The sequence below is a fragment of the Micromonospora sp. WMMD723 genome (assembly GCF_049863385.1).
Taxonomy (GTDB): domain Bacteria; phylum Actinomycetota; class Actinomycetes; order Mycobacteriales; family Micromonosporaceae; genus Micromonospora; species Micromonospora wenchangensis.
In genome coordinates this window covers 4911838-4937388 of the sequence record NZ_JBMKNR010000001.1, presented here as the reverse complement: position 1 = coordinate 4937388, position 25551 = coordinate 4911838, and the positions used below count along the sequence as shown (strand labels likewise).

Sequence of the window (25551 nt, the reverse complement as noted above, 5' to 3'; positions counted from 1 at the left end):
CGCGGCGACCGCGACGGTGTCCGTGCCGGTGCGACGCAGCCGCACCCGGGCCGCCGTGGCGCCGGGGGCGAACACCGCGACGCCGGTCCAGGCGAAGGGCAGGCCGGCGGCGACGAGCAGCGTGGCCGCGTGCAGGGACGCGTCCAGCAGGGCCGGGTGCACCAGGTGGCGGCCGGCCTCCTCCACCGTCACCTCGGCGTCGACGACGTCGTCGCGCCGCCACGCGGCACGCAGGCCCTGGAACGCCGGGCCGTATGCGAAGCCCTGGTCGGCGAGCCTGTCGTAGGTGCCGTCGGTGTCCACGGGCGTGGCCTGCGCCGGGGGCCAGGTCGGTTCGGCCAGGGGCAGGGGCGGCTGCCGGTCCGACAGGGTCCCGGTGGCGTGGCAGGTCCAGCCGGGTTGGTCGGGTGGTCGGGAGTACACCTGCACGGTCCGCCGACCGGTGGCGTCGCCCGGTTCCAGCACGACCTGCACCGGGATCTCACCCTGGTCGGGCACCGCCATCGGCGTGGCGACGGTCAGGTCGTCGACGACGGGGCAGCCGACCAGGTGGCCGACGGTGAGGGCGAGGTCGACGAACGCCGCGCCGGGCAGGAGCACCGTCGCCCCGTACGCGTGGTCGGCCAGCCACGGCTGGGCGTGCCGGGACACCCGGCCGGTCACCACCAGCCGGTCGGTGTCGGGGGATTCCACCACCTCCCGGAGGATGTCGTGGTCGAGGGCGGACGGGCCGGGTCCGGTGTCGCGCCCCAGGCTGATGCCGCCGGCCCAGTACCGTTTGTGCTGGAAGGCGTAGGTCGGCAGGTCGATCCGCCGCCCGACGTCGCCGAGCCACGCGGTCCAGTCGACGGTCCGGCCGTCGGCGTGCGACCGGGCCAGCGCGGCCAGGAGCGCGGCCGGTTCGGCCAGCCGGCGGCGCTGCGTCGGCACCCACGGCACCGGCGCGGTGGCCAGCCCGGCCAGTACGGCGTCCGGGCCGATCTCCACGCAGGAGGTGACCTCGTGCCCGGCGAGGGCGTCGACGCAGTCGGCGAACCGGACGGTGTCCCGGACGTTGGCCATCCAGTGTTCCGGAGTGCACAGTTGCGCCGCCGTGGCGGGTTTCCCGGTCACGCCGGACAGCAGCGGCAGGACGGGTGGCCGTAGCTCCACCGTCGCCAGGACCGCACGGAAGTCGTCGAGCATGCCCTCGATCAGCGGGGAGTGGAAGGCGTGGCTGACGGCGAGCCGCGTGGTCCGCACGCCCCGGGCGGACAGGTCGGCGGCGGCCGCGAGGACCGGCTGCTCGGCTCCGGAGAGCACGACGGCGGTGGGCCCGTTCACCGCGGCGAGGGCCACCTGCGCGGACAGGTACGGTGCCACGGCCGCCTCGTCGGCGCGTACCGACACCATCGCGCCGCCGGGTGGGAGTGCCTGCATCAGCCGGGCGCGGGCGGCGACCAGGCGGGCCGCGTCGGGAAGGGACAGCACCCCGGCCACGTGTGCGGCGACGAGTTCGCCGACCGAGTGGCCGAGCACCAGGTCCGGTCGGATGCCGAAGGTCCGCATCAGTTCGGTGAGCGCCACTTCGACGGCGAACAGTCCGGTCTGGGCGTACTGGGTCTGCTCGACCGGTTCCGGGGTGTCGCCCCAGACGACCTCGCGCAGCGGTCGCGGCAGGTGCCGGTCCAGCTCGGCGGTGACCGCGGCGAACGCCGCAGCGAACGCCGGGAACGCCCGGGCGAGTTCGCGGCCCATGCCCGGTCGCTGGGCGCCCTGCCCGGTGAACGCGAACGCCGTCAGTCCGGCCGGTCGCGCCCCGCCGGTGAACACGGCCGGGTCGTCGGCTCCGGCGGCCACCGCGGTGAGGCCCCGTCGCAGGTCGGTCAGGTCCGATCCGGTGACCACCGCGCGGTGCGGGAACGCCGGGCGGGTGGTCAACGTGCGGGCCACGTCGGCGGGGTCCGGTTCCGGCTGGCGGTCCAGGTGGGCCAGCAGACGCCGGGCCTGCGTCCGCAGGGCTTCGGGCGTGTGTCCGGACACCGGCCAGACCAGGCCGGGGGGTGTCGTCACGGCGGTGTGCGGCCCGGCTGCCGGCTGGGCGGGCTCGGCCGGTGGTTCCTCGATGATGACGTGCGCGTTGGTTCCGCTGACGCCGAACCCGGAGATCCCGGCCCGCCGTGGTCGTTGTCCGCGGGGCCAGTCGCGGGGTTCGAGGAGCAGGCGTACGCCGCCGCCGGACCAGTCCACCTGGCGGCTCGGCTCGTCGACGTGCAGGGTGCGGGGCAGTCGACCGTGCCGCATCGCGAAGATCATTTTGATGATGCCGGCGACCCCGGCGGCGGCCTGGGTGTGGCCGATGTTCGACTTGACCGAGCCCAGCCACAGCGGGCGTTCCGGGGGCCGGTCACGTCCGTAGGTGGCGAGCAGGGCCTGCGCCTCGATCGGGTCGCCGAGGGTGGTGCCGGTGCCGTGCCCCTCGACCACGTCGACGTCGTCCGCGGCCAGGCCGGCGGCCGCGAGTGCCCGGCGGATCACCCGCTGCTGGGCCTTGACGCTGGGGGCGGTGAAGCCGTTTGACGCGCCGTCCTGGTTGACCGCGCTACCGCGCACGACCGCCAGCACGGTGTGCCCGTTGCGTCGGGCGTCGGACAGTCGTTCCACCACCAGCACGCCGACGCCCTCGGCGAACCCGGTGCCGTCGGCGGCCTCGGCGAAGGACCGGCACCGGCCGTCCTCCGACAGTCCCCGGCGACGGCCGAACTCGATGACCGCCTCCGGGGTCGCCATGACGGCGACCCCACCCACCAGCGCCAGCCCGCACTCCCGGGCCCGCAGCGCCCCGGTGGCCACGTGCAACGCCACCAGGGACGCCGAGCAGGCGGTGTCCAGGGTCATCGCGGGACCTTCCAGACCCAGCGTGTACGAGATCCGGCCGGAGATCATCGCGCCGGTCCCGGTGCTGCCGAGGTAGTCGTGGTACATGGCGCCGACGAACACGCCGGTGTCGCTGCCCCGTAGCGTGGTCGGGTCGATCCCGGCCTGTTCGATCGCCGACCACGACACCTCCAGCAGCAGCCGCTGCTGGGGGTCCATGTCCAGGGCCTCGCGCGGTGAGATGCCGAAGAAGTCGGCGTCGAAGACCCCGGCGTCGTGCAGGAACCCGCTGCCGCGGGTGTAGGTGTGCCCGGGCGTTCCCGGCTCGGGGTGGTAGAGGTCCTCGGCCCAGCCCCGGTCGGTGGGCAGCGGTGTGATGCCGTCGCCGTCCTCGACGACGAACTGCCACAGTTCCTCCGGCGACCCCACCCCGCCCGGGTAGCGGCACGCCATGCCCACGATGGCGATCGGTTCCCGCAGCGAGTCGGCCAGTCCGGAGTTGCGCAGGCGCAGCCGTTCGTTCTCCTTGACAGCGGCGCGGAGCGCCTGGACCAGCTTCTCGTCGCTCATCGGGACGGGACCTCCTCGTCTGGGTCGCCCGGGTGGGCACCGCCGAGCGCCATCGCGATGAGGCTGTCGGTGTCCAGGTCGTCGATCGCCTCCAGCGCACCCGCCCGGGCCGGATCACCGGAGGCCAACGCGAGCAGCCGGTCCAACAGGCCCGATCCGCGCAGCTCGCTCATCGGGATGGTGTGCAGCAACTGCCGGATCTGCTCGTCGTCGGCGGTGCCGGCGGTCGGTTCGGCCGCGGGGAACAGCACCGTGTCCAGGTGCCCGGCCAACTCGTCCACGTTGGCGTGTTCGAAGACCATGGTGGCGGGCAGGCGCAGGCCGGTGGCGTCGTCGAGGCGGTTGCGGAACTCGACCGCCATGAGCGAGTCGAACCCGAGGTCGGTGAAGGCCCGGTGGGGGCCGATCGTCGCGGTCGTGGCGTGTCCCAGCACCGCGGCCGCGTGGCCCCCCACGAGGTCCACGAGCATCCGCCTGCGGTCCTGCGGCGCGCGTCCCGCGAGCCGGTCGCGGATGTCGTCGCGGCGGGGCTCCTGCCGTGCCAGCCGTGGCAGCAGGCTCCGCAGCGCCGGTGCGGTCGCCTCCCCGGGTGTGGGGTGCAGCCGGGCCGCCACCACGACGGGCCGGGCGCAGCGCAGCGCGGCGTCGAACAGCAGCAGGCCGTCCCCGGTCGGCAGGGGGGTGACCCCGGCGCGGGTCGCGCGGGCGCGGTCGGCCGCCGACATGCCGCCGGTCAGGGTCGAGGGTGTGTCCCACAGGCCCCAGACGATCGACCGGGCCGGCAGCCCTCGGGCCCACCGGCGGGCCACCAGCGCGTCCAGTGCCGCGTTGGCCGCCGCGTAGGCGGCCTGTCCGGCGTTGCCCAGGGTCCCCGCGAGCGAGGAGAACACCACGAAGAACGACAGGTCCTGGTCGCGGGTCAACTCGTCCAGCCACCCGGCGGAGGTGACCTTGGTGGACATGACGCGTCGGACGCGGTCGGGGGTCAGCGACGTCACCGGGGCGTCGTCGAGCAGCGTCGCGCAGTGCACCACCCCGCCGATCCGGACACCGTCCAGGGCCCGGCCCAGCGCCGCACGATCGGACACGTCGACGGCGAGCACCCGCGCGCCCAGGTCGGCGACGAGCCCGGCGGCTTCGGGTGCGGCCGGCCCGCTGCGGCTGAGCAGCAGCAGGTCGCGGACGCCGTGCTCGGCCACGAGGTGCCGGGCGATCAGCGCGCCGAGGCCGCTGGTGCCCCCGGTGATCACGACGGTGGCCTGCGGATCGACGGCGGGGAGGTCGAGGTCGGCCGTGGCGGGCAGCAGCCGGGGCACCAGTGCGCCCGCGGGGCGCACCGCGATCTGGGGCTCGTCCCACCCGCAGAGGTCGGCCGGCAGCTCCCCGGTGCCGTCGGCGGGGAGGTCGGCCAGGATGAACCTGCCGGGGTGTTCGACCTGGGCGCAGCGCACCAGGCCCCAGACGGCTGCCGCCTCGGGCAGCGCCGGGTCGTCCTGCGGGGTCGTCTGGACCGCGCCGTGGGTCACGAGCACCAGCGGCCGGTCGGCGGTGCCGGCCAAGCGGTGCTGGAGGATCTCCAGGACGTCTCCGGCGTCCCGACCGGTGACGTCGATCCGGTCGTGGCCGCCGGTGACGGCAGGGTCGCGGTGGTGCGGAGGTTGCCACTCGACCGCGAACAACGCGTCGCGCACCCGGCTGTCGGCCGGGTGGCCCCGCAGGGTGAGCGCCTCCACGGTCAGCACGGGGGTGCCGGTCTCGTCGGTGGCGTCGACGGACAGGGTGTCCGGGCCGGTGGGGCGCACCCTCGCCCGCAGGACCGCACCGCTCGGCGCGTGGAAGCGCAGCCCGTTCCAGAGGAACGGCACCCGGGGCCGGTGGCCGTCCGGGAGGAAGACCGAGGCGTGCAGGACGGCGTCCAGCAGGGCCGGGTGGGTTGCGTAGCCCTGCGGGTCGGTGGTGGTCCGGGCCTCGACGAGGATCTCGTCGCCGACGCGCCAGGCCGACCGTAGGCCCCGGAACGTCTCGCCGTAGGCGAAGCCCCGGCCGGCGAGCCCGGGGTAGAGCCCGTCGAGGTCGATCGGCACCGCCCCGGGTGGGGGCCATTCGCCCGCCGGGCCGGCGGTCTGCGGCCCCGCCGGGGAGAGCAGGCCCGCCGCGTGCTGCGTCCACGGGCCGTCGTCGTCACCGGTGCGGGCGTAGACGGCGACCGGACGCCGGTCGGCGGCGTCCGGGCCGTCGACGGTCACCTGGACCTGCACGGTGCCGGCGGCGGGCAGGACCAGGGGTGTCCGCAGCGTCAGTTCGTCGAGGGCGAGATCGTCGACGGCCCGGGCGGCGCGACGCACCAGTTCCACGAAGCCGGTGGCCGGGAAGAGGTTCACGCCGTGGATGACATGGTCGGCCAGCCAGGGTTGGGCGGCGACGGACAGCCGGCCGGTGAAGACCCGTCCGCCCCGGTCGGGCAGGTCCACTCCCGCGCCGAGCAGGGCATGGTCGACGGCGTCGAGGCCGGCGCGGGTGACGTCGCCGGTCGTGATGCTGACGGCGGGCCAGAACCGGGTGGACCGGAAGGGGTACGTCGGCAGGTCGACCCGCCGGGCGCCCGGGAACAGCGCCGGCCAGTGCACCGCGACGCCGTGCACGTGGGCACGTGCGGTCGCGGTGACCACGGTGACGTCCTCGGGCTGGTTGCGGCGGCACAGCGGGATGTTGGCCGCGGTGCGGGGGCCCAGCGCCGACAGGACGGAGTCCGGCCCGATCTCCAGGGACACCGTGACGCCGAGGTCGGTCAGGCGTGCGACGCGGTCGGCGTAGCGCACCGTGTCGCGGACGTGGCGGACCCAGTAGCCGGGCTCGGTGACGTCGCCACCGGCGACGACGTCGATCTGGGGTCGGTTGAACGTCAACTGGTCGACGACGGCCTGGAAGTCGGCGAGGACCGGCTGCATGAGGTGGGAGTGGAAGGCGTGGGAGACCCGCAGCCGGGTCGACCGGTCGAATCCGGCGGCCACCCGCAGGACCGCCTCCTCCGTGCCGGCGATCACCACCGCGCGGGGGCCGTTGACCGCGGCGATGGACACCTCGTCGGACAGCAGCGGCAGGACCTCCTCCTCGCCCGCCCGTAGCGCCACCATCGCCCCGTCGCCGGGCAGCGCCTGCATCAGGCGGGCGCGCTCGGCGACCAGCGTGCACGCGTCGTCGAGGGAGAGGACGCCGGCGACGTGGGCGGCGGCGATCTCGCCGATCGAGTGCCCGGCCACGTGGTCGGGCACGATTGCCCAGGACTCGGCCAGCCGGAAGAGTGCCACCTGGAACGCGAACAGGGCGGGTTGGGCGTTGCCGGTCTCGGCGAGTCGGTCCCGGTCCTGGCCGAACAGCACGTCGCGGATCGGTAGCCGCTCCAGCACCTCGTCCATGGCCTGCGCGAAGGCCGGGTACCGGCGGTACAGTTCGGCGCCCATGCCGGGCCGTTGGGAGCCCTGCCCGGAGAAGACCATCGCCAGCCGGGGCGCGGGCGCGGCGGTTGCCCGGAAGAGTCCGGTGCCCTCACCGCCGTTCGCCAGGGTCTGCAGGGCCGTGCGGAACCCGGCACGGTCACCAGCGACGACGGCCGCACGATGTTCGAACACCGTCCGGGTCGTCGCCAACGAATACCCGACATCAACCAGATCCAGATCCACACACGACACCAACTGCTCCGCCCGCGCCCGCAGACCACCCGGACTCTTCGCCGAGATCACCCACGGCACGACCGGCAGGGCGGGCGACGCCGACGCGACAGGCGACGCCGACCCGGCCGGTGGCCCCGACTCGGCTGGCCGCTCCGGCTCCCGCGCCTCCTCCAGGATCACATGCGCGTTCGTCCCACTGATCCCAAACGACGACACCCCCGCACGACGAACCCGACCCACCTCCGGCCACACCCGCGCCTCACCCAACACCGCAACCCCACCACCCGACCAATCCACCTGCGACGACGGCACCCCCACATGCAACGACGCCGGCAACACCCCAAACCGCAACGCCTGCACCATCTTGATCACACCCGCCACACCAGCAGCCGCCTGCGTATGACCAACATTCGACTTCACCGACCCCAACCACAACGGCCGCCCCACCACCCGACCCCGCCCATACGTCCCCACCAACGCCCCCACCTCAATCGGATCACCCAACCGCGTCCCCGTCCCATGCCCCTCCACCACATCCACATCACCCACACCCAAACCCGCCACACCCAACGCCCGACGAATCACCCGCTGCTGAGCCAACCCACTCGGCGCCGTCAACCCATTCGACGCACCATCCTGATTAACCGCACTCCCCCGCACCACCGCCAACACCCGATGACCCCGACGACGCGCCTCCGACAACCGCTCCACCACCACCACACCCACACCCTCCGACCAGGCGGTGCCGGCGGCCGAGTCGGAGTACGAGTGGCAACGGCCGTCGGGGGACAGGCCGCCCTGCCGGGAGAACTCGATGAAGGTCGTCGGCGTGGCCATGACGGTGACGCCGCCGGCGAGGGCCAGCGAGCACTCCCCGGCCTGCAGCGCCTGCCCGGCCAGGTGCAGAGCGACCAGCGACGACGAACACGCGGTGTCCACGGTGATGGCGGGCCCCTGCAGGCCCAGCGCGTAGGAGACCCGTCCGGACACCACGCTGGAGGCGCGTCCGGCGAGGGTGTAGCCCTCGACGCCGGCGGTGGTCTGTTGCAGCATTCCGTAGTCCTGGCCGTTGGTGCCGGCGAAGACCCCGGTGTCGCTGTCGCGCAGGGTGGCCGGGTCGATGCCGGCGTGTTCCAGGGCCTCCCAGGAGACCTCCAGCAGGAGCCGCTGCTGCGGGTCCATCGCGAGGGCCTCGCGGGGCGAGATGCCGAAGAACTCGGCATCGAAGTCACCGGCGTCGGGGAGGAAACCGCCGCCCCGGGCGTGGGTGTGGCCGGGGGCGCCCTGCCGGGGGTCGTAGAGGTCCACCGGCCAGCCGCGGTCGGTCGGGAAGCCGGTGATCGCGTCGCGTTCCTCGATCACGAACCGCCACAGGTCGTCGGCCGACCGGATGCCACCGGGGTAGCGGCAGGCCATCCCCACGATCACCACCGGGTCGTCGGCGACGGCCACGACGGTCGGGGTGGGCTCCGTGCGGTGGCCGCCGGTCAGCATTTCCCGGAGGTGTTCGACGAGGCGTACGGGGGTCGGGTGGTCGAAGGCGACGGTGCTCGGCAACCGCAGGCCGGTCGCCTGGTTGAGCCGGTTGCGCAGCTGCACCGACATCAGGGAGTCGAAGCCGAGGTCGCGGAACGCGTGGTCCGCCGGGACCCGGGACGCGTCGCCGTGGCCGAGGACGAACGCCGCTTCCGCGCCGACCAGGTCCCGCAGGTAGCCGGTCTGTTCGGGGACGGACATGCCGTCGAGCCGGGCGGTGGGCGCGGTGGGTTCCGCCGGCTGCTGCGGGGCCCGCCGGTGCTCCTCGATGTCGGCGATGACCAGGAAGGTCTCGTCCCGGTCGAGGGTTTCCTGGAGGGCGTCGAGGGCGGTTTCGGCCCGCATCGCGACGAGGCCCTGGCTGGCCAGCCTGCGGTTGCGTCGGTCGGCGTCCGGGGTGTCCCAGGCGCCCCAGGCGATGGAGGTGGCCGTGCGGCCCTGTCGGCGTCTGCGGTAGGCGAGGCTGTCGAGGAACGTGTTCGCCGCGGCGTAGGCGCCCTGCCCGGCGTTGCCGAGGACACCGGCGACGGAGGAGAACAGGACGAACGCCGAAAGGTCGAGGTCCCGGGTCAGCTCGTGCAGGTTGGTCGCCGCGTCGATCTTCGGCCGCAGGACGGCGTCGAGGCCGGCCGGGGTGATGTCGGCCAGCACGGCGTCGTCGAGCACCATGGCGCAGTGGAACACCGCGGTGAGCGGGAACTGCCCGGGTACCTCGGCGAGCACCCGGGTCAGGGCCGCGCGGTCGGCGGCGTCGCAGGACACGATGGTGACGCGGGTGCCCAGTCCGGTCAGTTCCGCGGTGAGTTCGGCGGCGTTCTCGGCGTCGGGGCCGCGCCGGCTCAGGAGCAGCAGGTGTTCGACGCCGTTGCGGGCCAGCCACCGCGCGACGTGTCGGCCGACGGCTCCGGTTCCCCCGGTCACCAGCGCCGTTCCGGAGGCTCTCCACCGTCGGCGGGCCGGGGCGGTGGTGTGCCGGGCCGCCGGGCTGATCCGCCGGGCGTACGTTCCGCCGGCCCGGACGGCATACCGGTCGGCACGGCCGTGGCGGGTCAGGATCCGGCACAGGCGGGCGGTGACCTGGTCGTCGCCGGGTGATCCGGGTAGGTCGACGAGGCCGCCCCAGCGGTCCGGCAGTTCGAGGGCGGCCACGGCACCCAGGCCCCAGACCAGGGCGTCGGTGGTGCCCGTCACGGGGTCGGTGGGTTCTGCCGGTACCGCCCCGTCGGTCAGCAGCCACAGGGGCGCTGCGCTCCCGGTGTCCTCGATCGCTTGGACGAGGGCCACCGTGGCGGCCAGCCCGGCGGGCACGCCGGGGTGGCCGGGCAGCGGTTCGTCGGCGGCGGCAAGAAAGGACAGCACGCCGCGCAGATCGCTCCCGGTGGAGGTGATCACATCGGCCAGCTCGGTCCGGCCGGTGGTGCCGGCCGGCACGTCGGCGTGGACGACGTCGATGCCGTGGGCGGTGAGCGCCTCGGCCCAGGCGGTCCCCCACGGGTCTCCGGCCGTCAGCACCAGCCATGTTCCGGGCAGTGCGGTGCCGTCGCCGGGGGACGGTGGTGCGGTGTCGACGTCCGTGGGTTGCCAGACGACGTGGTGACGCCAGGCGGCGGAGGTCGGCCGCGCACGGTCCACCGTGGTCAGCCAGAAGTGTTCGTGTTGGAAGGGATACGTCGGCAACACCACCCGACCACCACCCACCAACGCCGCACCCCAATCAACCCCCACACCCCCCACGAACACCTCACCCAACGACAACAAAAACCGCCCCCAACCACCCTCACCACGACGCAACGTCCCCACCACCACACCACCCCCACCCCCCGCCTCCACCACCTCCTCCACCGCACCCGTCAACACCGGATGCGGACTCACCTCAACAAAAACCCGAAACCCCTCACCCACCAACCCCTCCACCGCACCCCCAAAACCCACCACCTCCCGCAAATTACGACACCAATACCCCGCCCCCAACTCACCCCCATCAACCACCCCACCCACCACCGTCGAACAAAACGGAACCCCACCCGACACCGGCACCACCGACCCCAACTCCACACCCAACCGACCCACCACCCCATCCACCTGCGACGAATGCGCCGCATAATCCACATCAACCACCCGCACCCACACCCCCAACTCCCCACACCGCACCACCAACTCCCCCAACGCCCCCACCTCACCCGACACCACCACCGACGACGGACCATTCACCGCCGCCACCACCACCCGACCCCCCAACCCCACCAACAAACCCTCCACCACACCCACCGAAACCCCCAACACCGCCATACCACCCCCACCCGACAACCCCCGCAACAACCGACTCCGCACCGCCACCACCCGCGCCGCATCCCCCAAACTCAACACCCCCGCCACACACGCCGCCGCAATCTCACCCTGCGAATGCCCCACCACCACATCCGGCACCACCCCAAACACCCGCCACACCTCAGCCAACGACACCATCACCGCAAACAACACCGGCTGCACCACATCAACCCGATCCAAACCCACCCCACCCGACACCACCTCCAACAAATCCCACTCCACAAAAGGAGCCAACGCCACCGCACACTCACCCATACGCGCCGCAAAAACCGGCGACGACACCAACAACTCCGCCGCCATACCCACCCACTGCGCACCCTGACCCGGAAACACAAAAACCACACCCCGCCCACCACCACCCACAACACCAGCCACCACATTCGCCGACGCACCGCCGTTCGCCAGGGTCTGCAGGGCCGTGCGGAACCCGGCGCGGTCACCAGCGACGACGGCCGCACGATGTTCGAACACCGTCCGGGTCGTCGCCAACGAATACCCGACATCAACCAGATCCAGATCCACACACGACACCAACTGCTCCGCCCGCGCCCGCAGACCATCCGGACTCTTCGCCGAGATCACCCACGGCACGACCGGCAGGGCGGGCGACGCCGACGCGACAGGCGACGCCGACCCGGCCGGTGGCCCCGACTCCCCCGCCTCCTCCAGGATCACATGCGCGTTCGTCCCACTGATCCCAAACGACGACACCCCCGCACGACGAACCCGACCCACCTCCGGCCACACCCGCGCCTCACCCAACACCGCAACCCCACCACCCGACCAATCCACCTGCGACGACGGCACCCCCACATGCAACGACGCCGGCAACACCCCAAACCGCAACGCCTGCACCATCTTGATCACACCCGCCACACCAGCAGCCGCCTGCGTATGACCAACATTCGACTTCACCGACCCCAACCACAACGGCCGCCCCACCACCCGACCCCGCCCATACGTCCCCACCAACGCCCCCACCTCAATCGGATCCCCCAACCGCGTCCCCGTCCCATGCCCCTCCACCACATCCACATCACCCACACCCAAACCCGCCACACCCAACGCCCGACGAATCACCCGCTGCTGAGCCAACCCACTCGGCGCCGTCAACCCATTCGACGCACCATCCTGATTAACCGCACTCCCCCGCACCACCGCCAACACCCGATGACCCCGACGACGCGCCTCCGACAACCGCTCCACCACCACCACACCCACACCCTCGGAGAAGCCCGTGCCGTCCGCCGCGTCCGAATAGGGCCGGCACCGCCCGTCGGGGGACAACGCACGTTGGTGACCGAAGTCCACGTAGAGACCGGGGGTGGACATGATGGTGGCGCCACCGGCCAGGGCCAGCGAGCACTCCCCGGCCTGCAGCGCCTGCCCGGCCAGGTGCAGAGCGACCAGCGACGACGAACACGCGGTGTCCACGGTGACCGCCGGGCCTTCCAGACCCATGACGTAGGAGACCCGTCCGGAGGCGACGCCGCCGGTGGTGCCCGAGCTGAGGTAGCCGGCCACGGCGTCGGGCGGCACGTCCACGCGGACGCCGTAGTCGTGATACATCAGGCCGGTGAACACCGCGGTGTCGCTGCCGCGCAGGGTGACCGGGTCGATGCCGGCGTGTTCCAGGGCCTCCCAGGAGACCTCCAGCAGGTGCCGTTGCTGCGGATCCATCGCGAGGGCCTCGCGGTGGGAGATGCCGAAGAAGTCGGCGTCGAACTCGGCCGCGTCGTGCAGGAAGCCGCCGCCCCTGGCGTAGGTGTGTCCGGAGCTGCCCGGCTCCGGGTCGTACAGGTCGTCGGGCCAGCCGCGGTCGGTCGGGAAGCCGGTGATCGCGTCGCCCCCCTCGACGACGAACCGCCACAGGTCGTCGGCCGACCGGATGCCACCGGGGTAGCGGCAGGCCATCCCCACGATCACCACCGGGTCGTCGGCGGTGGCCCGGTTACCGGTGACGGCCTGGCGGCCGGGTGTTGAGGGGGTGTGTCGTCCGCCGGTCAGCTGCTGGCGCAGGTACTCCGCGAGGGTGCCCGGATCGGGATGGTCGAAGACCAGGGTGGCGGGCAGCCGCAGGCCGGTGGCCCTGCCGAGCCGGTTACGGAACTCGACCGCGAGCAGCGAGTCGAAGCCGATCTCCTTGAACGCCCGGTCGGGCCGGATCAGGTCGGGGCTGTCGTGGCCGAGGACGGTGGCGGCGTGCGTGCGGACCAGGTCGAGCACCAGCCGTTGTTGCTCCTCGGCCGGTCTGCGGGCGAGCCGGCCGTCGAGCCGGTGCGGTGGGGAGGCGGGTGTGGTGGTGCGGCCGCGCAGCAGCGGGGAGGTCTCGTCGCCCGGTGTGCGGGTGAGCCGGGCCGCGACGAGTTCGGGCACGGGGGTCCGCAGGGCCGCGTCGAACAGCCGCAGGCCGTCCCCGACGGAGAGGGGGTGTACGCCGGCGCGGGCCAGTCGGGCCCGGTCGGCGTCGGTCATCGCCCCGGTCAGGCCGGTGTTCACCTCCCACAGGCCCCAGGCGATCGACTGTGCCGGCGCCCCGTGGGCGTGCCGACGCCGGGCGAGGCTGCCGAGTGCGGCGTTGGCGGCGGCGTACGCGGCCTGCCCCGCGTTGCCGAGGACGCCGACGACCGAGGAGAACAGCACGAAGAACGCCAGGTCCTGGTCGCGGGTCAGCTCGTCGAGCAGGACGGCCGAGGTGACCTTGGCGGCCATCACGCGGGCCAGTCGCTCCGGGGTGAGTGACGTGAGGGGGGCGTCGTCGAGGATGCCCGCCGCGTGCACGATGCCACCCACGCGTACGCCGCGCAGCGCTTCGCGCAGTGCGGCCCGGTCCGCCACGTCGACGGCCACGATGTCGGCGTCCAACTCCGCTGCCAGGTCGGCTGCCCCGGGGGCGGCCGGTCCGCTGCGGCTGAGCAGCAGCAGGCGGCGTACCCCGTGGTCGGTCTTCAGCCGGCGGGCGATCAGGGCGCCCAGGGTGCCCGTGCCGCCGGTGACGACGACGGTGGCCTGCGGGTCGACGGTGAGCGGGGTGTCGCCGGGGTGCGCGGGGACGAGCCGTGGCACGTGGGCGACGCCGTCGCGGAAGGCGAGTTGTGGTTCGTCCCAGCCGGCGACGTCGGGCGGCAGGGGGCCGCCGTCGGAGTCCACCAGCACGAAGCGGCCCGGGTGTTCGGCCTGCGCCGACCGGACGAGGCCCCACACGGCGGCACCGTCGAGGCCGGGTGGTTCGTCGTCCGCCGTGACGGCGCACGCCTGTCGGGTGGTGAGCACCAGTGGTTCGGGTGGGCCGGTCAGCCGCCGCTGCAGGATGTCCAGTACGGCTGCGGCGTCCTGGCCGGTGACGTCGACGACGTCGCCGGTGCCGGTGCCGGTGTCGGTGTCGGTGTCGGTGGCGGTCGGCGGGTCGAACCGCTGCCACGCGACGGCGAACAGGGCCCCGCCGGGCACACCGTCGCCGGCCGGGGCGCGCAGGGTCAACGCGTCGACGGTCAGCACGGGTGCGCCGGTCTGGTCGACGGCGTCGATCGCCACGGCGTCGGGTGCGACGCGGCGTAGTCGGGCGCGCAGCGCCGATCCGGCTGGTGCGTGCACGCTGACGCCGGTCCAGACGAACGGCAGGCCGTCTGCGGTCCCCCCGTCGAGCAGCGTCGCGGCGTGCAGCACGGCGTCGAGCAGCGCCGGGTGGACGGTGTGCCCGCCGGTGGCCAGGTCGGTGCTCGTCTCGACGGTCACGTCGCCGTCGTGCGACCAGGCCGCGTCCAGGCCCCGGAACGCCGGCCCGTACTGGAATCCGCGTTCGTCGAGTTCCTCGTAGAGGCCGGTCAGGGGGATCTCGGTGCCCTCGGTGGCGGGGCGGTCGTCCGGTGGCCGCCGTGGTTCGCGGCTCAGGGTGCCGGTGGCGTGGCAGGTCCACGCGGGTGAGCCGGTGGCGTCCGTCCGGGCGTTGATCCGCACCGAGCGTTGGTCCGGTTGGTCGGCGGGGTCGATGACGACCTGCACCTCGACGGTTCCCGACGGGGGGAGCACCAGTGGGGTGGACAGGGTCAGCTCGGCGATGCGGGGGTATCCGGCGAGTTCACCGGCGGTCGCCGCGAGGTCGAGGAAACCGGTGCCGGGAAAGAGGACGTCTCCCCGTACCCTGTGGTCGGCCAGCCAGGGGTGGGTCCGGTGCGACATCGCGCCGAGCAGCACCAGACGTTCCGGGTCGGGGGTGCTCACCAGGGCCCGGAGGATGTCGTGCTCGATCCGGTCCAGACCGGTGCCGGTGCCGATGGCCGGCGGGCCGGCGGTGTCGGTGTGCCAGAAGTGTTCGTGTTGGAAGGGATACGTCGGCAACACCACCCGACCACCACCCACCAACGCCGCACCCCAATCAACCCCCACACCCCCCACGAACACCTCACCCAACGACAACAAAAACCGCCCCCAACCACCCTCACCACGACGCAACGTCCCCACCACCACACCACCCCCACCCCCCGCCTCCACCACCTCCTCCACCGCACCCGTCAACACCGGATGCGGACTCACCTCAACAAAAACCCGAAACCCCTCACCCACCAACCCCTCCACCGCACCCCCAAAACCCACCACCTCCCGCAAATTACGACACCAATACCCCGCCCCCAACTCACCCCCATCAACCACCCCACCCACCACCGTCGAACAAAACGGAACCCCACCCGACACCGGCACCACCGACCCCAACTCCACACCCAACCGACCCACCACCCCATCCACCTGCGACGAATGCGCCGCATAATCCACATCAACCACCCGCACCCACACCCCCAACTCCCCACACCGCACCACCAACTCCCCCAACGCCCCCACCTCACCCGACACCACCACCGACGACGGACCATTCACCGCCGCCACCACCACCCGACCCCCCAACCCCACCAACAAACCCTCCACCACACCCACCGAAACCCCCAACACCGCCATACCACCCCCACCCGACAACCCCCGCAACAACCGACTCCGCACCGCCACCACCCGCGCCGCATCCCCCAAACTCAACACCCCCGCCACACACGCCGCCGCAATCTCACCCTGCGAATGCCCCACCACCACATCCGGCACCACCCCAAACACCCGCCACACCTCAGCCAACGACACCATCACCGCAAACAACACCGGCTGCACCACATCAACCCGATCCAAACCCACCCCACCCGACACCACCTCCAACAAATCCCACTCCACAAAAGGAGCCAACGCCACCGCACACTCACCCATACGCGCCGCAAAAACCGGCGACGACACCAACAACTCCGCCGCCATACCCACCCACTGCGCACCCTGACCCGGAAACACAAAAACCACACCCCGCCCACCACCACCCACAACACCAGCCACCACATTCGCGCGGTTCACGTCCACCCCGTTGCCGGCCACCTCGACCAGACCCGAACGCAGCTCGTCGCCCGTGCCCACCACGACCGCCCGGACATCGAACACCGACCGCAACCCCAGCGAGAAGGCGACGTCCACGTCGGTCGAACCGCCGACCGCGTCCGCCAGCCCGCCCGCCACCGCGCGCAGCCCCGCCTCCGATCGGGCGGACAACACCCACGGAACCACCGCGGCGGTGGACACCACCGCGACGTCGGACGGCGTCGGCTCCGCCGGTTCCTCCGCCGGTGCCTCCAGGATCACGTGCGCGTTGGTCCCGCTGATCCCGAACGAGGAGACGGCGAACCGCCGTGGGCGGCCGGTGTCCGGCCAGGGGGTCGGTTCGCGCAGCAGCGCCACACCACCCGTCGTCCAGTCGATCCGGGGTGAGGGCACGTCGGCGTGCAGGGTCCGGGGCAGTGTGCCCCGTCCCATCGCGCCGATCATCTTGATGACGCCGCCGATGCCGGCGGCGGCCTGGGTGTGGCCGATGTTGGACTTCAGCGAGCCGAGCCACAGCGGCCGGTCGGGCGGCCGGTGCCGACCGTAGGTGGCCAGGAGGGCCTCGGCCTCGATCGGGTCGCCGAGCCGGGTGCCGGTGCCGTGGGCCTCCACGGCGTCGACGTCCTGCGCCGTGAGGCCGGCGACGTTGAGCGTCCGCCGGATGAGGGCTTCCTGGGCGGCACCGTTGGGGGCGGTCAAACCGTTGCTGGCGCCGTCGGAGTTGATCGCCGAACCGCGGAGCACGGCGAGCGGCCGGTGTCCGTTGCGACGGGCGTCGGAGAGTCGCTCCAGCACCAGCATGCCGGCCCCCTCGGCCCAGGCGGTGCCGTCGGCGTCGGCGCCGAACGCCTTGCACCGGCCGTCGGGGGCGAGGCCGCGCTGCCGGCTGAACTCGACGAACATGCCCGGGCCGGCCATCACGGTCACGCCGGCGGCCAGCGCGAGGCTGCATTCCCCCTGCCGCAGGGACTGCGCGGCGAGGTGCATGGCGACCAACGACGACGAGCAGGCCGTGTCGACGGTGACGGCGGGTCCGGCGAGGCCCAGGGCGTAGGCGATCCGGCCGGAGACGACGCTCACCGTGCCGCCGGTCAGCCGGTAGCCGTCCGAGCCCTCACCGGTGGCGTCGAGGCGGGGTCCGTACTCCTGGTCGGTGGCGCCGACGAAGACACCCACGCGGCTGTCGGTGAGGCTGAGGGGGTCGATGCCGGCGCGTTCGATGCCTTCCCAGGACACCTCCAGCAGGAGGCGCTGCTGGGGGTCCATCGCCGCGGCTTCGCGGGGGCTGATGCCGAAGAACTCGGCGTCGAAGGCCGCCGCGTCGTGCAGGAAGCCGCCGTGGCGGGCGTAGGAGGTGCCGGGCCGGTCCGGGTCGGGGTCGAAGAGGCGTTCCAGGTCCCATCCCCGGTCGGTCGGCAGCGGGGTGATGGCGTCGGTGCCCTCGTCGACCAGCCGCCACAGGTCCTCCGGGGACCGGACGCCGCCGGGGTAACGGCAGGCCATGCCGACCACCACGACCGGGTCGTCCGTGGTCGGTGCCGTGACCGGTGGCGGTGGTGGCGCAGCGGATTCGCCGGTGGGTTCCGCGCGCAGGAACTCCGCGAGGTCGGCCGGGGTGGGGTACCGGAACGTCAGGCCGGTGGCGAGTTGCCGGCCGGTGGCGGTGCTCAGCCGGGCGGTGAGGCTGGTGACGCCCATCGAGTCGAGCCCGAGGTCCTCGAAGGTGCGGTGCGGGTCGACCGCGTCACCTGTCGCGTGTCCGAGTTCCGCCGCCACGGCGGCACGGACCAGGTCGAGGGTGTCCGGGGCCGGGCCGCCCGGCGCGGTCGGCGCGGCGACCTCCCCCACCCAGTACCGCTCGCGGGTGAACGCGTAGGTGGGCAGGTCGACGTATCCGGCCGGGTCGGGTTGCAGGTCGGACAGCCAGGCGGTGTCGGTGTCGGTGTCGGCGCGACCGGCGGCGATCGCGGCCAGCACGTCCCGGCGTCCGGCGGCCTCCGGTGCGTCGACGACGGCGTGGTGGGCGAACCGTGTCCTGGTCAGGGCGAGGGACCGGCCGACCGCGTCGGGGTCGGCGTCGGGATGTTCCTGGAGCCAGGTGATCAGGGCTGCGGCCTGGGCCCGGAGGGCCTGCGGCGTCGGGGCCGAGATCAGCCAGGGCACGGGCGGGCCGGGCCGGGCCGGCGGCCGGCGGGAGGTCGACGGGGGCGCGTCGGTGAGGACGAGGTGGCAGTTCACCCCGCCCATGCCGAAGGAACTCACACCGGCGAGCAGCCGTCCGTCGGCCGGCCACGGTTGCAGCGTGGTCGGTACCCGCAGTCGCAGGTCGTCGAGCGGGATCTCGGGGTTCGGCCGGGTGAAGTTGAGGCTCGGCGGTAGTTGGCGGTGCCGCAGGCTCAGCACGAGCTTGAGCAGCCCGACCACGCCGGCGGCGCCTTCGAGGTGTCCGACGTTGGTCTTGGCCGAACCGACCAGCAGCGGCCGGTCGGCCGGGTGGTGGCGGCCGACGGCCGCGCCGAGCGCCCGGGCCTCGACCGGGTCACCGACCCTGGTGCCGGTGCCGTGCAGTTCGACGTACTGCACGTCGGCGGGGTCGACGCCGGCCTGTCGGTGGGCCTGTTCGATGACCTCCCGTTGGGCGTCCGGGCTGGGCACGGTGAACTGGTGGTCGCCGCCGTCGTGGTTGACCGCGCCGCCGAGGATGACGGCGTGGATCCGGTCGCCGTCCGCGGCCGCCCGGGACAGCAGTTTGAGCACCACGACGACGCCGCCTTCGCCACGGACGTAGCCGTTGGCCCGTTCGTCGAAGGTGTAGCAGCGCCCGTCGGGCGACAGGCCGCCGAAGCGGGCCGCGCCGAGGGTGGTCTCGGCTCGGATGGCGATGTTGACGCCGCCGGCGATGGCCGTGGTGGACTCGCCCCGGCGCAGGCCCTCGCACGCCTGGTACACGGCGACGAGGGAGGACGACTGGGCGCTGTCGACCGTCGTGCTGGGGCCACGCAGGCCGAGGAAGTGCGACACGCGGTTGGCGATGATGCCGCGGCCGGTGCCGGCGAGGGCGTGCTGGTCGACGGCCTCCGGGTCGGCCTGCAGCACCAGCGTCGCGTAGTCGTCCCACATCGCTCCGACGTGGACGCTGGTGGCGGTGTCGCGGAGCCGGGCGGGCGGGATCCTGGCGTCCTCCAGGGCCTCCCAGCTCAGTTCGAGCAGCAGCCGCTGCTGCGGGTCCATGGCCGCGGCGGCGCGGGGCGGGATGCCGAAGAAGTCGGCGTCGAAGGTGTCGATCGTGTCGAGGAACGCCCCGAAGCGGTGCGGCAGCGTGGGGCCGGGCCAACGTCCGGGTGGTGCCTCGCCGACCGCGTCGAGCCCGTCGGTCAGCAGACGCCAGAAGTCCCGGGGGGTCGGGGCCTTCGGCAGGCGGCAGGCCACCCCGACGACGGCGACGGGTTCACTCGTCGTACTGCCCGTACCGGCCGTCATCACGGTGCCTGCCGGGTCGCGTCGGCGGTCGCCGGTCGCGCCGGGCGCAGCGGTGGGGGCGCCGACATGTGCACCGTCCGGTGGGCGATGCGCCAGCGTGTCCCCTCGCGGCGGAGCCGATCCACGTAGTTGCCCAGCCGGCGCAGTCCGAACTGCCCGTCGGTGTAGAGGCCGGTCACCGTGACGATCGAGTACACCTCGGCGGTGGTCGGTCCGAGTGCGGTGATCAGGAGGTTGGACGTCACGTGCCGGAACATCACGCCGACCTCGTCGCGGGCGTGGTTCCACTGGTAGCTGAAGCCCATCATGATCTGCTCCGGGGTGGTGAGCACGCTGGGGTAGCCCTCCGGGGGCGGGTCCATCTGGAAGATGGCGTCGGCGGTGTAGAGGGTCCGGAGCGTGTCGAAGTCGCCGGCGTCCAGCAGCAGTCCGGCGGCGACCACCACGTCCTGGATGGCGGCCCGGTCCCGCAGCGCCCGGCCGTCGAGGAGTTCGGTCTCGCCCGGGTCCAGCCAGTCTGATCTGCTCATGACGTCCCTCCCGTGGCGCTGACGCGCCGGATTCCGTCCAGCCATGTCCACATGGCGGCAGCGGTGCTGTCGGCGTGTTCGCCGACCATCGTGCAGTGGTCTCCCGGCACCTCACCGGCCTCGTGGTCGCCCGGCCACCGGGAGCGCCAGTCGCCGGTGACGGGCGGCTCGTCCGGCGATCCGGGTACCGGCTGGAGGGGGCGCAGGAACAGGGTGGGGGTCCGCACCGGTTCGGGTCGCCAGCCGCGGAACATGCGGCGGTAGCTGCCGAACGTGGTGAGGGAGGTGAAGTCCGGGGTGGCGAAGGTCGCCCGGCGGACGACCAGTTCGTAGTTCATGGCGCGCCGCAGGGCCGGGGACATGCCGTCGGGTGGATAGGTGTCCAGCAGGACCAGGGCCAGCGGTGGTGTCCCCGCCTGCTCCAGGGCGTGCGTCACCGCGTGGGCGAGCCATCCTCCCGAGGAGTAGCCGAGCAGGACGGGCGCCTGGTCACCGGGACGTCCGAGGACGTAGCGGGTGAGCACCCCGACCAGGGCCTCGACGGTCGTGGCCAGGGGGTCACCGGTGCGGAACCCGGGTACCGGCAGCACCGATAGGTTCGTGCGGCCCTGGAGGTAGTCGGCCAGCCGGGCGAACTGGATGGCCGCTTCGACGGGCGCGAACGGCGGTACGGCGAACACCGGCGGCCCCTGTCCGCCACGGGCCAGGTCGACGAGGGCCGCGTCGGGGCCGAAGTCGGCGGCGGAGTCGAACGTCTCGCGCAGCGCGGCCGCGCCGACGCACAGCGATTCGATCGCGTTCATGTCGCCCCGCAGGGCGAGCCGCCGGTAGATGTCGTGCAGACCGCCGTCGGCGGGTGCGGTGGCGTTCGCGGCGTCACCGCGCAGCAGTGCCAGCAGGTGGTCGGCCAGGGCCAGCGGGGTTTCGTGGTCGTAGATCAGGCCGGGGGGCAGCGGCAGGTCGGTCACCTTGGTCAGCCGGTCGCGTAGCGCGACGGCGCGTAGCGAGTCGAAGCCGAGTTCCCGCAGCGGGCGGTGCGGCTCGACGGAGTCCGGTGAGGGGTGGCCCAGTTCGGTGGCGATCTCCGCGCGGACGGTCCGCAGCAGCAGGTCGGTCTGCTGTTGACCGGACCGGGCGGCCAGGCGGGTGCGCAGGTCCGTCCGGGCGGGCCGGTCGGTGGTTCCCGACGGTGGTGACGCCAGTTCGCAGATCAGGGGGCGGGGGCGGGCGGCGGTGTAGGTGGCGGCGAAGCGGGGCCAGTCGATGTCGGCGATGACCGGGACCGGGTTCGTGGTCGCGACCGCGCGGGACATCGCGTGGAGGGCGGTGTCGGGCCGCATCGACCGTACGCCCCGGACGGCGTAGTGGTCGCCGGCCCGTTCGGCCATGCCCGGGCCGGCCCATGCTCCCCAGGCGATCGAGGTGGCGGCCTGTCCCCGTGCCCGTCGGCGCTGGGCGATGGCGTCGAGGGCGGCGTTGGCGGCGCTGTACCCGGCCTGGGAGCCGCTGCCCCAGATCCCCGCCGCGGAGGAGAACAGGACGAACGCGTCGAGGTCGTCGTCGCTGGTCAGCGCGTCCAGCACGGCGGCGCCGGCCACTTTGGCGTCGAGTGCCCCGGCGAGGTCGGTCACCGCGGTCTCGGTGACCGTCGCGGGCGGCTGGGGGGTCGCGGCGGTGTGGATGACGGCCCGCGGCGGTCGTCCGGTGGCCCGTAGTCGCGCCAGCAGGGCGGCCATCGCGGCCCGGTCCCGCACGTCGGCCGCCACCACGGTGGTCTCGACGCCGGTCGCGGCGAGGTCGTCGAGCAGGGTCGCCACGCCGGGTGCCCGGGGTCCCCGCCGGGACAGGAGGACCAGGTGTTCGGCGCCGGCGGTGGCGAGCCAGCGGGCGACCTGGCTGCCGAGGCCGCCGGTGCCGCCGGTGACCAGCACCGTTCCGTTCGGCCGCCACGGTGTCGCGGCGGCCGGGGCGGTCGCCCGGATGAGCCGGCGGACGTGACGTCCGCCGGCCCGCAGGGCGATCTGGTCCTCACCCGGGTCGAGCGCCAGCAGGCCGGGCAGCGCGGCGAGGTCGGCGTCCGACGGTGCGGCGGGCAGGTCGATCAGGCCACCCCAGCGATCCGGCTGTTCGAGGCCGATCACCCGGCCCAGGGCGGCGACCGCCGCGCCGGTGACGGTGGTGACGGGTTCACCGGCGACGGACGTCGCGCCTGCCGTCACGTACCACACGGGTGCGGGGATGCCGGCGTCGGTGAGGGCCTGGGCGAGGGTCACCGACCTGGTCAGTGCGGCCAGTTCGGTGTCCGCGCCGTCCGGGAGCCACAGGATGCCCGCCGGCTCGGTGGGCAGGGCTGCCAGCCGGGCCGCCAGGGCCTGGCGTGTCGCGCCGTCGTCGGTCAGCCAGGTGACGGTCATCCCGGCCGTGCCGCAGGCGGTCGACACTCGGTCGGCCAGTTCCGGGTCGGCGGCGACGAGCAGCCAGGTGCCGGCGGGACCATGGGTCGGCTGCGGGGCGGTCAGGGGTTCCCAGCTGATCCCGTAGTGCCAGTCGTGCCCGTCGGCGGTGGGGCGCGGAGTCGGTTCGGGCCAGTAGCGGCGTCGTTGGAAGGCGTAGGTGGGCAGTTCGGCCGGGATGCCGGCCGGGTGCGGGGGGACGACGGCCGTCACCGGCCCGCCGTGGACGAACAGCTCCGCCATGGCCCGGTCGACGCTGGCGGCCTGGTCGGTGTCGCGGCGCTGGAGGGGCACGACCGCCCGGCGCGGGGACGGCAGCAGGCACTCGCGGACCAGTGTGGACAGCACCGCGTCCGGGCCGGCCTCGACGTAGGTGGTGACGCCGGCGGCGTCCAGTGATCGCAGGGCGTCGGCGAAGCGGACGGTGCGGCGTACGTTGTCCAGCCAGTACCGGGGGGTGGCGAGTTCCGTGCCGGAGGTGATCCGGCCGGTGGTAGCGGAGACGAAGGCGATGGCGGGCTGGCCGAACGTGACGCCGGACAGCACGTCGGCGTACCGGTCGAGCATGGGGTCGATCGCGGCCGAGTGGAACGCGTGGGTGACCGTCAGCCGGGTGGTCCGCCAGCCGCGGGCGGTGAACACCTGCTCGGCGGCGCTCACGTCGGCGTCGGTGCCGGACACCACCACCGACGACGGGGCGTTGACGGCGGCGACGTCGACGGGTCGGTCGAGGGTGCCCAGTGCGGCGAGCACGTCGACCTCGCCGGCGCGGACCGCGCTCATGACACCGCCGGGTGGTAGCTGCTGCATGAGGGAGCCGCGGGCGGCCACCAGGGTGGCCGCGTCCGGCAGGGAGAGCACTCCGGCGACGTGGGCGGCGGTGATCTCGCCGAGAGAGTGGCCGAGCACGTAGTCGGCGGTGTGGCCGAACGACTCGTACAGCCGGAACAGCGCGACCTCGACGGCGAACAGCGCGGGTTGGGCGTAGCTGCTCGTGTCCAGCTCAGCGGCGTGGGGGGTGGCCGGGGCCGCGAACACGACGTCACGCAGGGGGATCGGCAGCGTGGCGTCGAAGTGCCGGCACACCGCGTCGAACGCCCGGGCGAAGGCGGGGAACCGCTCGTACAGGTCGCGGCCCATGCCGGGTCGTTGCGCGCCCTGCCCGGTGAACAGCACGGCGGCGCGGACGGTGCCGCAACGTCCGACGTGGACGGCGGGTGTGGGTTCCCCTGCGGCCAGGGACCGGAGCGCGGCGAGCCGGTGCTCGCGGTCCTGGCCGGTGACGACGGCCCGGTGGTCGAACAGTGTCCGGTGGGCCGCCAGCGTGTGGGCCACGGCGGGGTCTTCCAGGTGCGGATGGGTGGTGAGGTGGGCGTGCAGCGCCGCGGCCTGGGCGCGCAGTGCGGCGGTGCTCCTGGCGGACAGGATCCACGGGTGGTGGCCTGCCGGTTCGTCGGTGTCGGCGGGCTGGTCGGTCGTCTGTTCGAGGACGACGTGGGCGTTGGTGCCGCCGATGCCGAAGGAGGACACGGCGGCGCGGCGGGGCCGGCCGGTGTCGGGCCAGTCCCGGTGGTCGTGCAGGAGTTCGACCGCGCCCTGCGTCCAGTCGACGTGTGACGACGGTGGTGTCGCGTGCAGCGTCGCCGGAAGCTGGCCGTGCCGCATGGCCTGGACCATCTTGATGACGCCGGCCACGCCGGCGGCGGCCTGGGTGTGGCCGATGTTCGACTTCACCGAGCCCAGGTAGAGCGGCCGGTCGGGGGGTCGGTGCCGGCCGTAGGTGGACAGCAGCGCCCGGACCTCGATCGGGTCGCCGAGGCCGGTTCCGGTGCCGTGCGCCTCGACGACGTCCACGTCGGCCGGGGAGATCCCGGCGTTGGCCAGTGCCTGGACGATGACCGCCCGTTGGGCGGCGCCGTTGGGTGCGGTGATGCCGTTCGACGCACCGTCCTGGTTGGTCGCGCTGCCGCGTACCAGGGCCAGCACGGGGTGACCGAGCCGGCGCGCGTCGGACAGGCGTTCCACCAGCAGCAGGCCGGCGCCTTCCCCCCAGCCGATGCCGTCGGCGTCGTCGGCGAACGCCTTGCAGCGTCCGTCGGCGGCGAGGCCGCCCTGGCGGGCGAACTCCCGCAGCGGGGCGGTGCTGCCCATCACGGTGACGCCGCCGACGAGGGCCAGGTCGCACTCGTGGGCGCGCAGCGCGCGGACGCCGAGGTGCAGTGCCACCAGGGAGGAGGAGCAGGCCGTGTCCACGGTGACCGCCGCTCCGGTCAGGCCGAGGGTGTAGGCGATCCGACCGGACAGCACGGACAACGAACTGCCGGTGACGGCGTCTCCTTCGCGGACGCCGTCGGCGCCGGTGGCGCTGGGGGCGTAGCCGGTGAAGGCGGCTCCGACGATGACGTCGGTGCGGCTGCCGCGCAGCGTGGTCGGGTCGATGCCGGCCCGTTCGACGGCCTCCCACGCCGATTCGAGCAGCAGGCGCTGCTGCGGGTCCATGGCGAGCGCCTCGTTCGGTGAGATGCCGAAGAACTCGGCGTCGAATCCGCTCGCGTCGTGCAGGAATCCGCCCAGGTTGGGTCCGACGTCCGGCGGGGCCCACCCCCGGTCGGTGGGCAGGGTGGTGACGGCGTCCGTGCCGGCGGCGACCAGGTTCCACAGCGCGTCCGGGGAGTCGACGCCGCCGGGGTAGCGGCAGGCCATGCCGACGATCGCCACCGGCTC

Annotated in this window: 3 protein-coding genes and 1 pseudogene (1 of these 4 only partly in view); all 4 read right to left on the bottom strand. The window is 73.3% G+C overall.

The genetic code is table 11. The features are described from left to right. Positions 1 to 3426, bottom strand: the 5' portion of a protein-coding gene (locus tag ACN261_RS21460; protein WP_425851795.1) for a type I polyketide synthase. The gene continues 1788 nt to the left of window position 1, outside the view; 3426 of the gene's 5214 nt are visible here — the first part of the coding sequence; it begins with the start codon at positions 3424 to 3426; its stop codon lies beyond the left edge, outside the window. Then, entirely contained in the window at positions 3423 to 19844 is a 16422-nt protein-coding gene (locus ACN261_RS21455) for an SDR family NAD(P)-dependent oxidoreductase (protein ID WP_425851793.1), read from the bottom strand. The genes ACN261_RS21460 and ACN261_RS21455 overlap by 4 nt, the downstream gene beginning before the upstream one ends. Further along, positions 19844 to 20374: a nuclear transport factor 2 family protein gene (locus tag ACN261_RS21450; protein ID WP_421481448.1), complete on the bottom strand. Its 531-nt coding sequence runs from the start codon at positions 20372 to 20374 to the stop codon at positions 19844 to 19846. The genes ACN261_RS21455 and ACN261_RS21450 overlap by 1 nt, the downstream gene beginning before the upstream one ends. Continuing rightward, a pseudogene (locus tag ACN261_RS21445) lies at positions 20371 to 25551 on the bottom strand (SDR family NAD(P)-dependent oxidoreductase); the annotation flags it as partial. The gene ACN261_RS21450 and the pseudogene ACN261_RS21445, both read right to left, overlap by 4 nt.

What these genes read in the sequence shown, in the direction of transcription:
- ACN261_RS21455 (WP_425851793.1), bottom strand. Translation starts at nt 19,844, where the DNA reads ATGACGGCCGGTACGGGCAGTACGACGAGTGAACCCGTCGCCGTCGTC.
- ACN261_RS21450 (WP_421481448.1), bottom strand. Translation starts at nt 20,374, where the DNA reads ATGAGCAGATCAGACTGGCTGGACCCGGGCGAGACCGAACTCCTCGAC.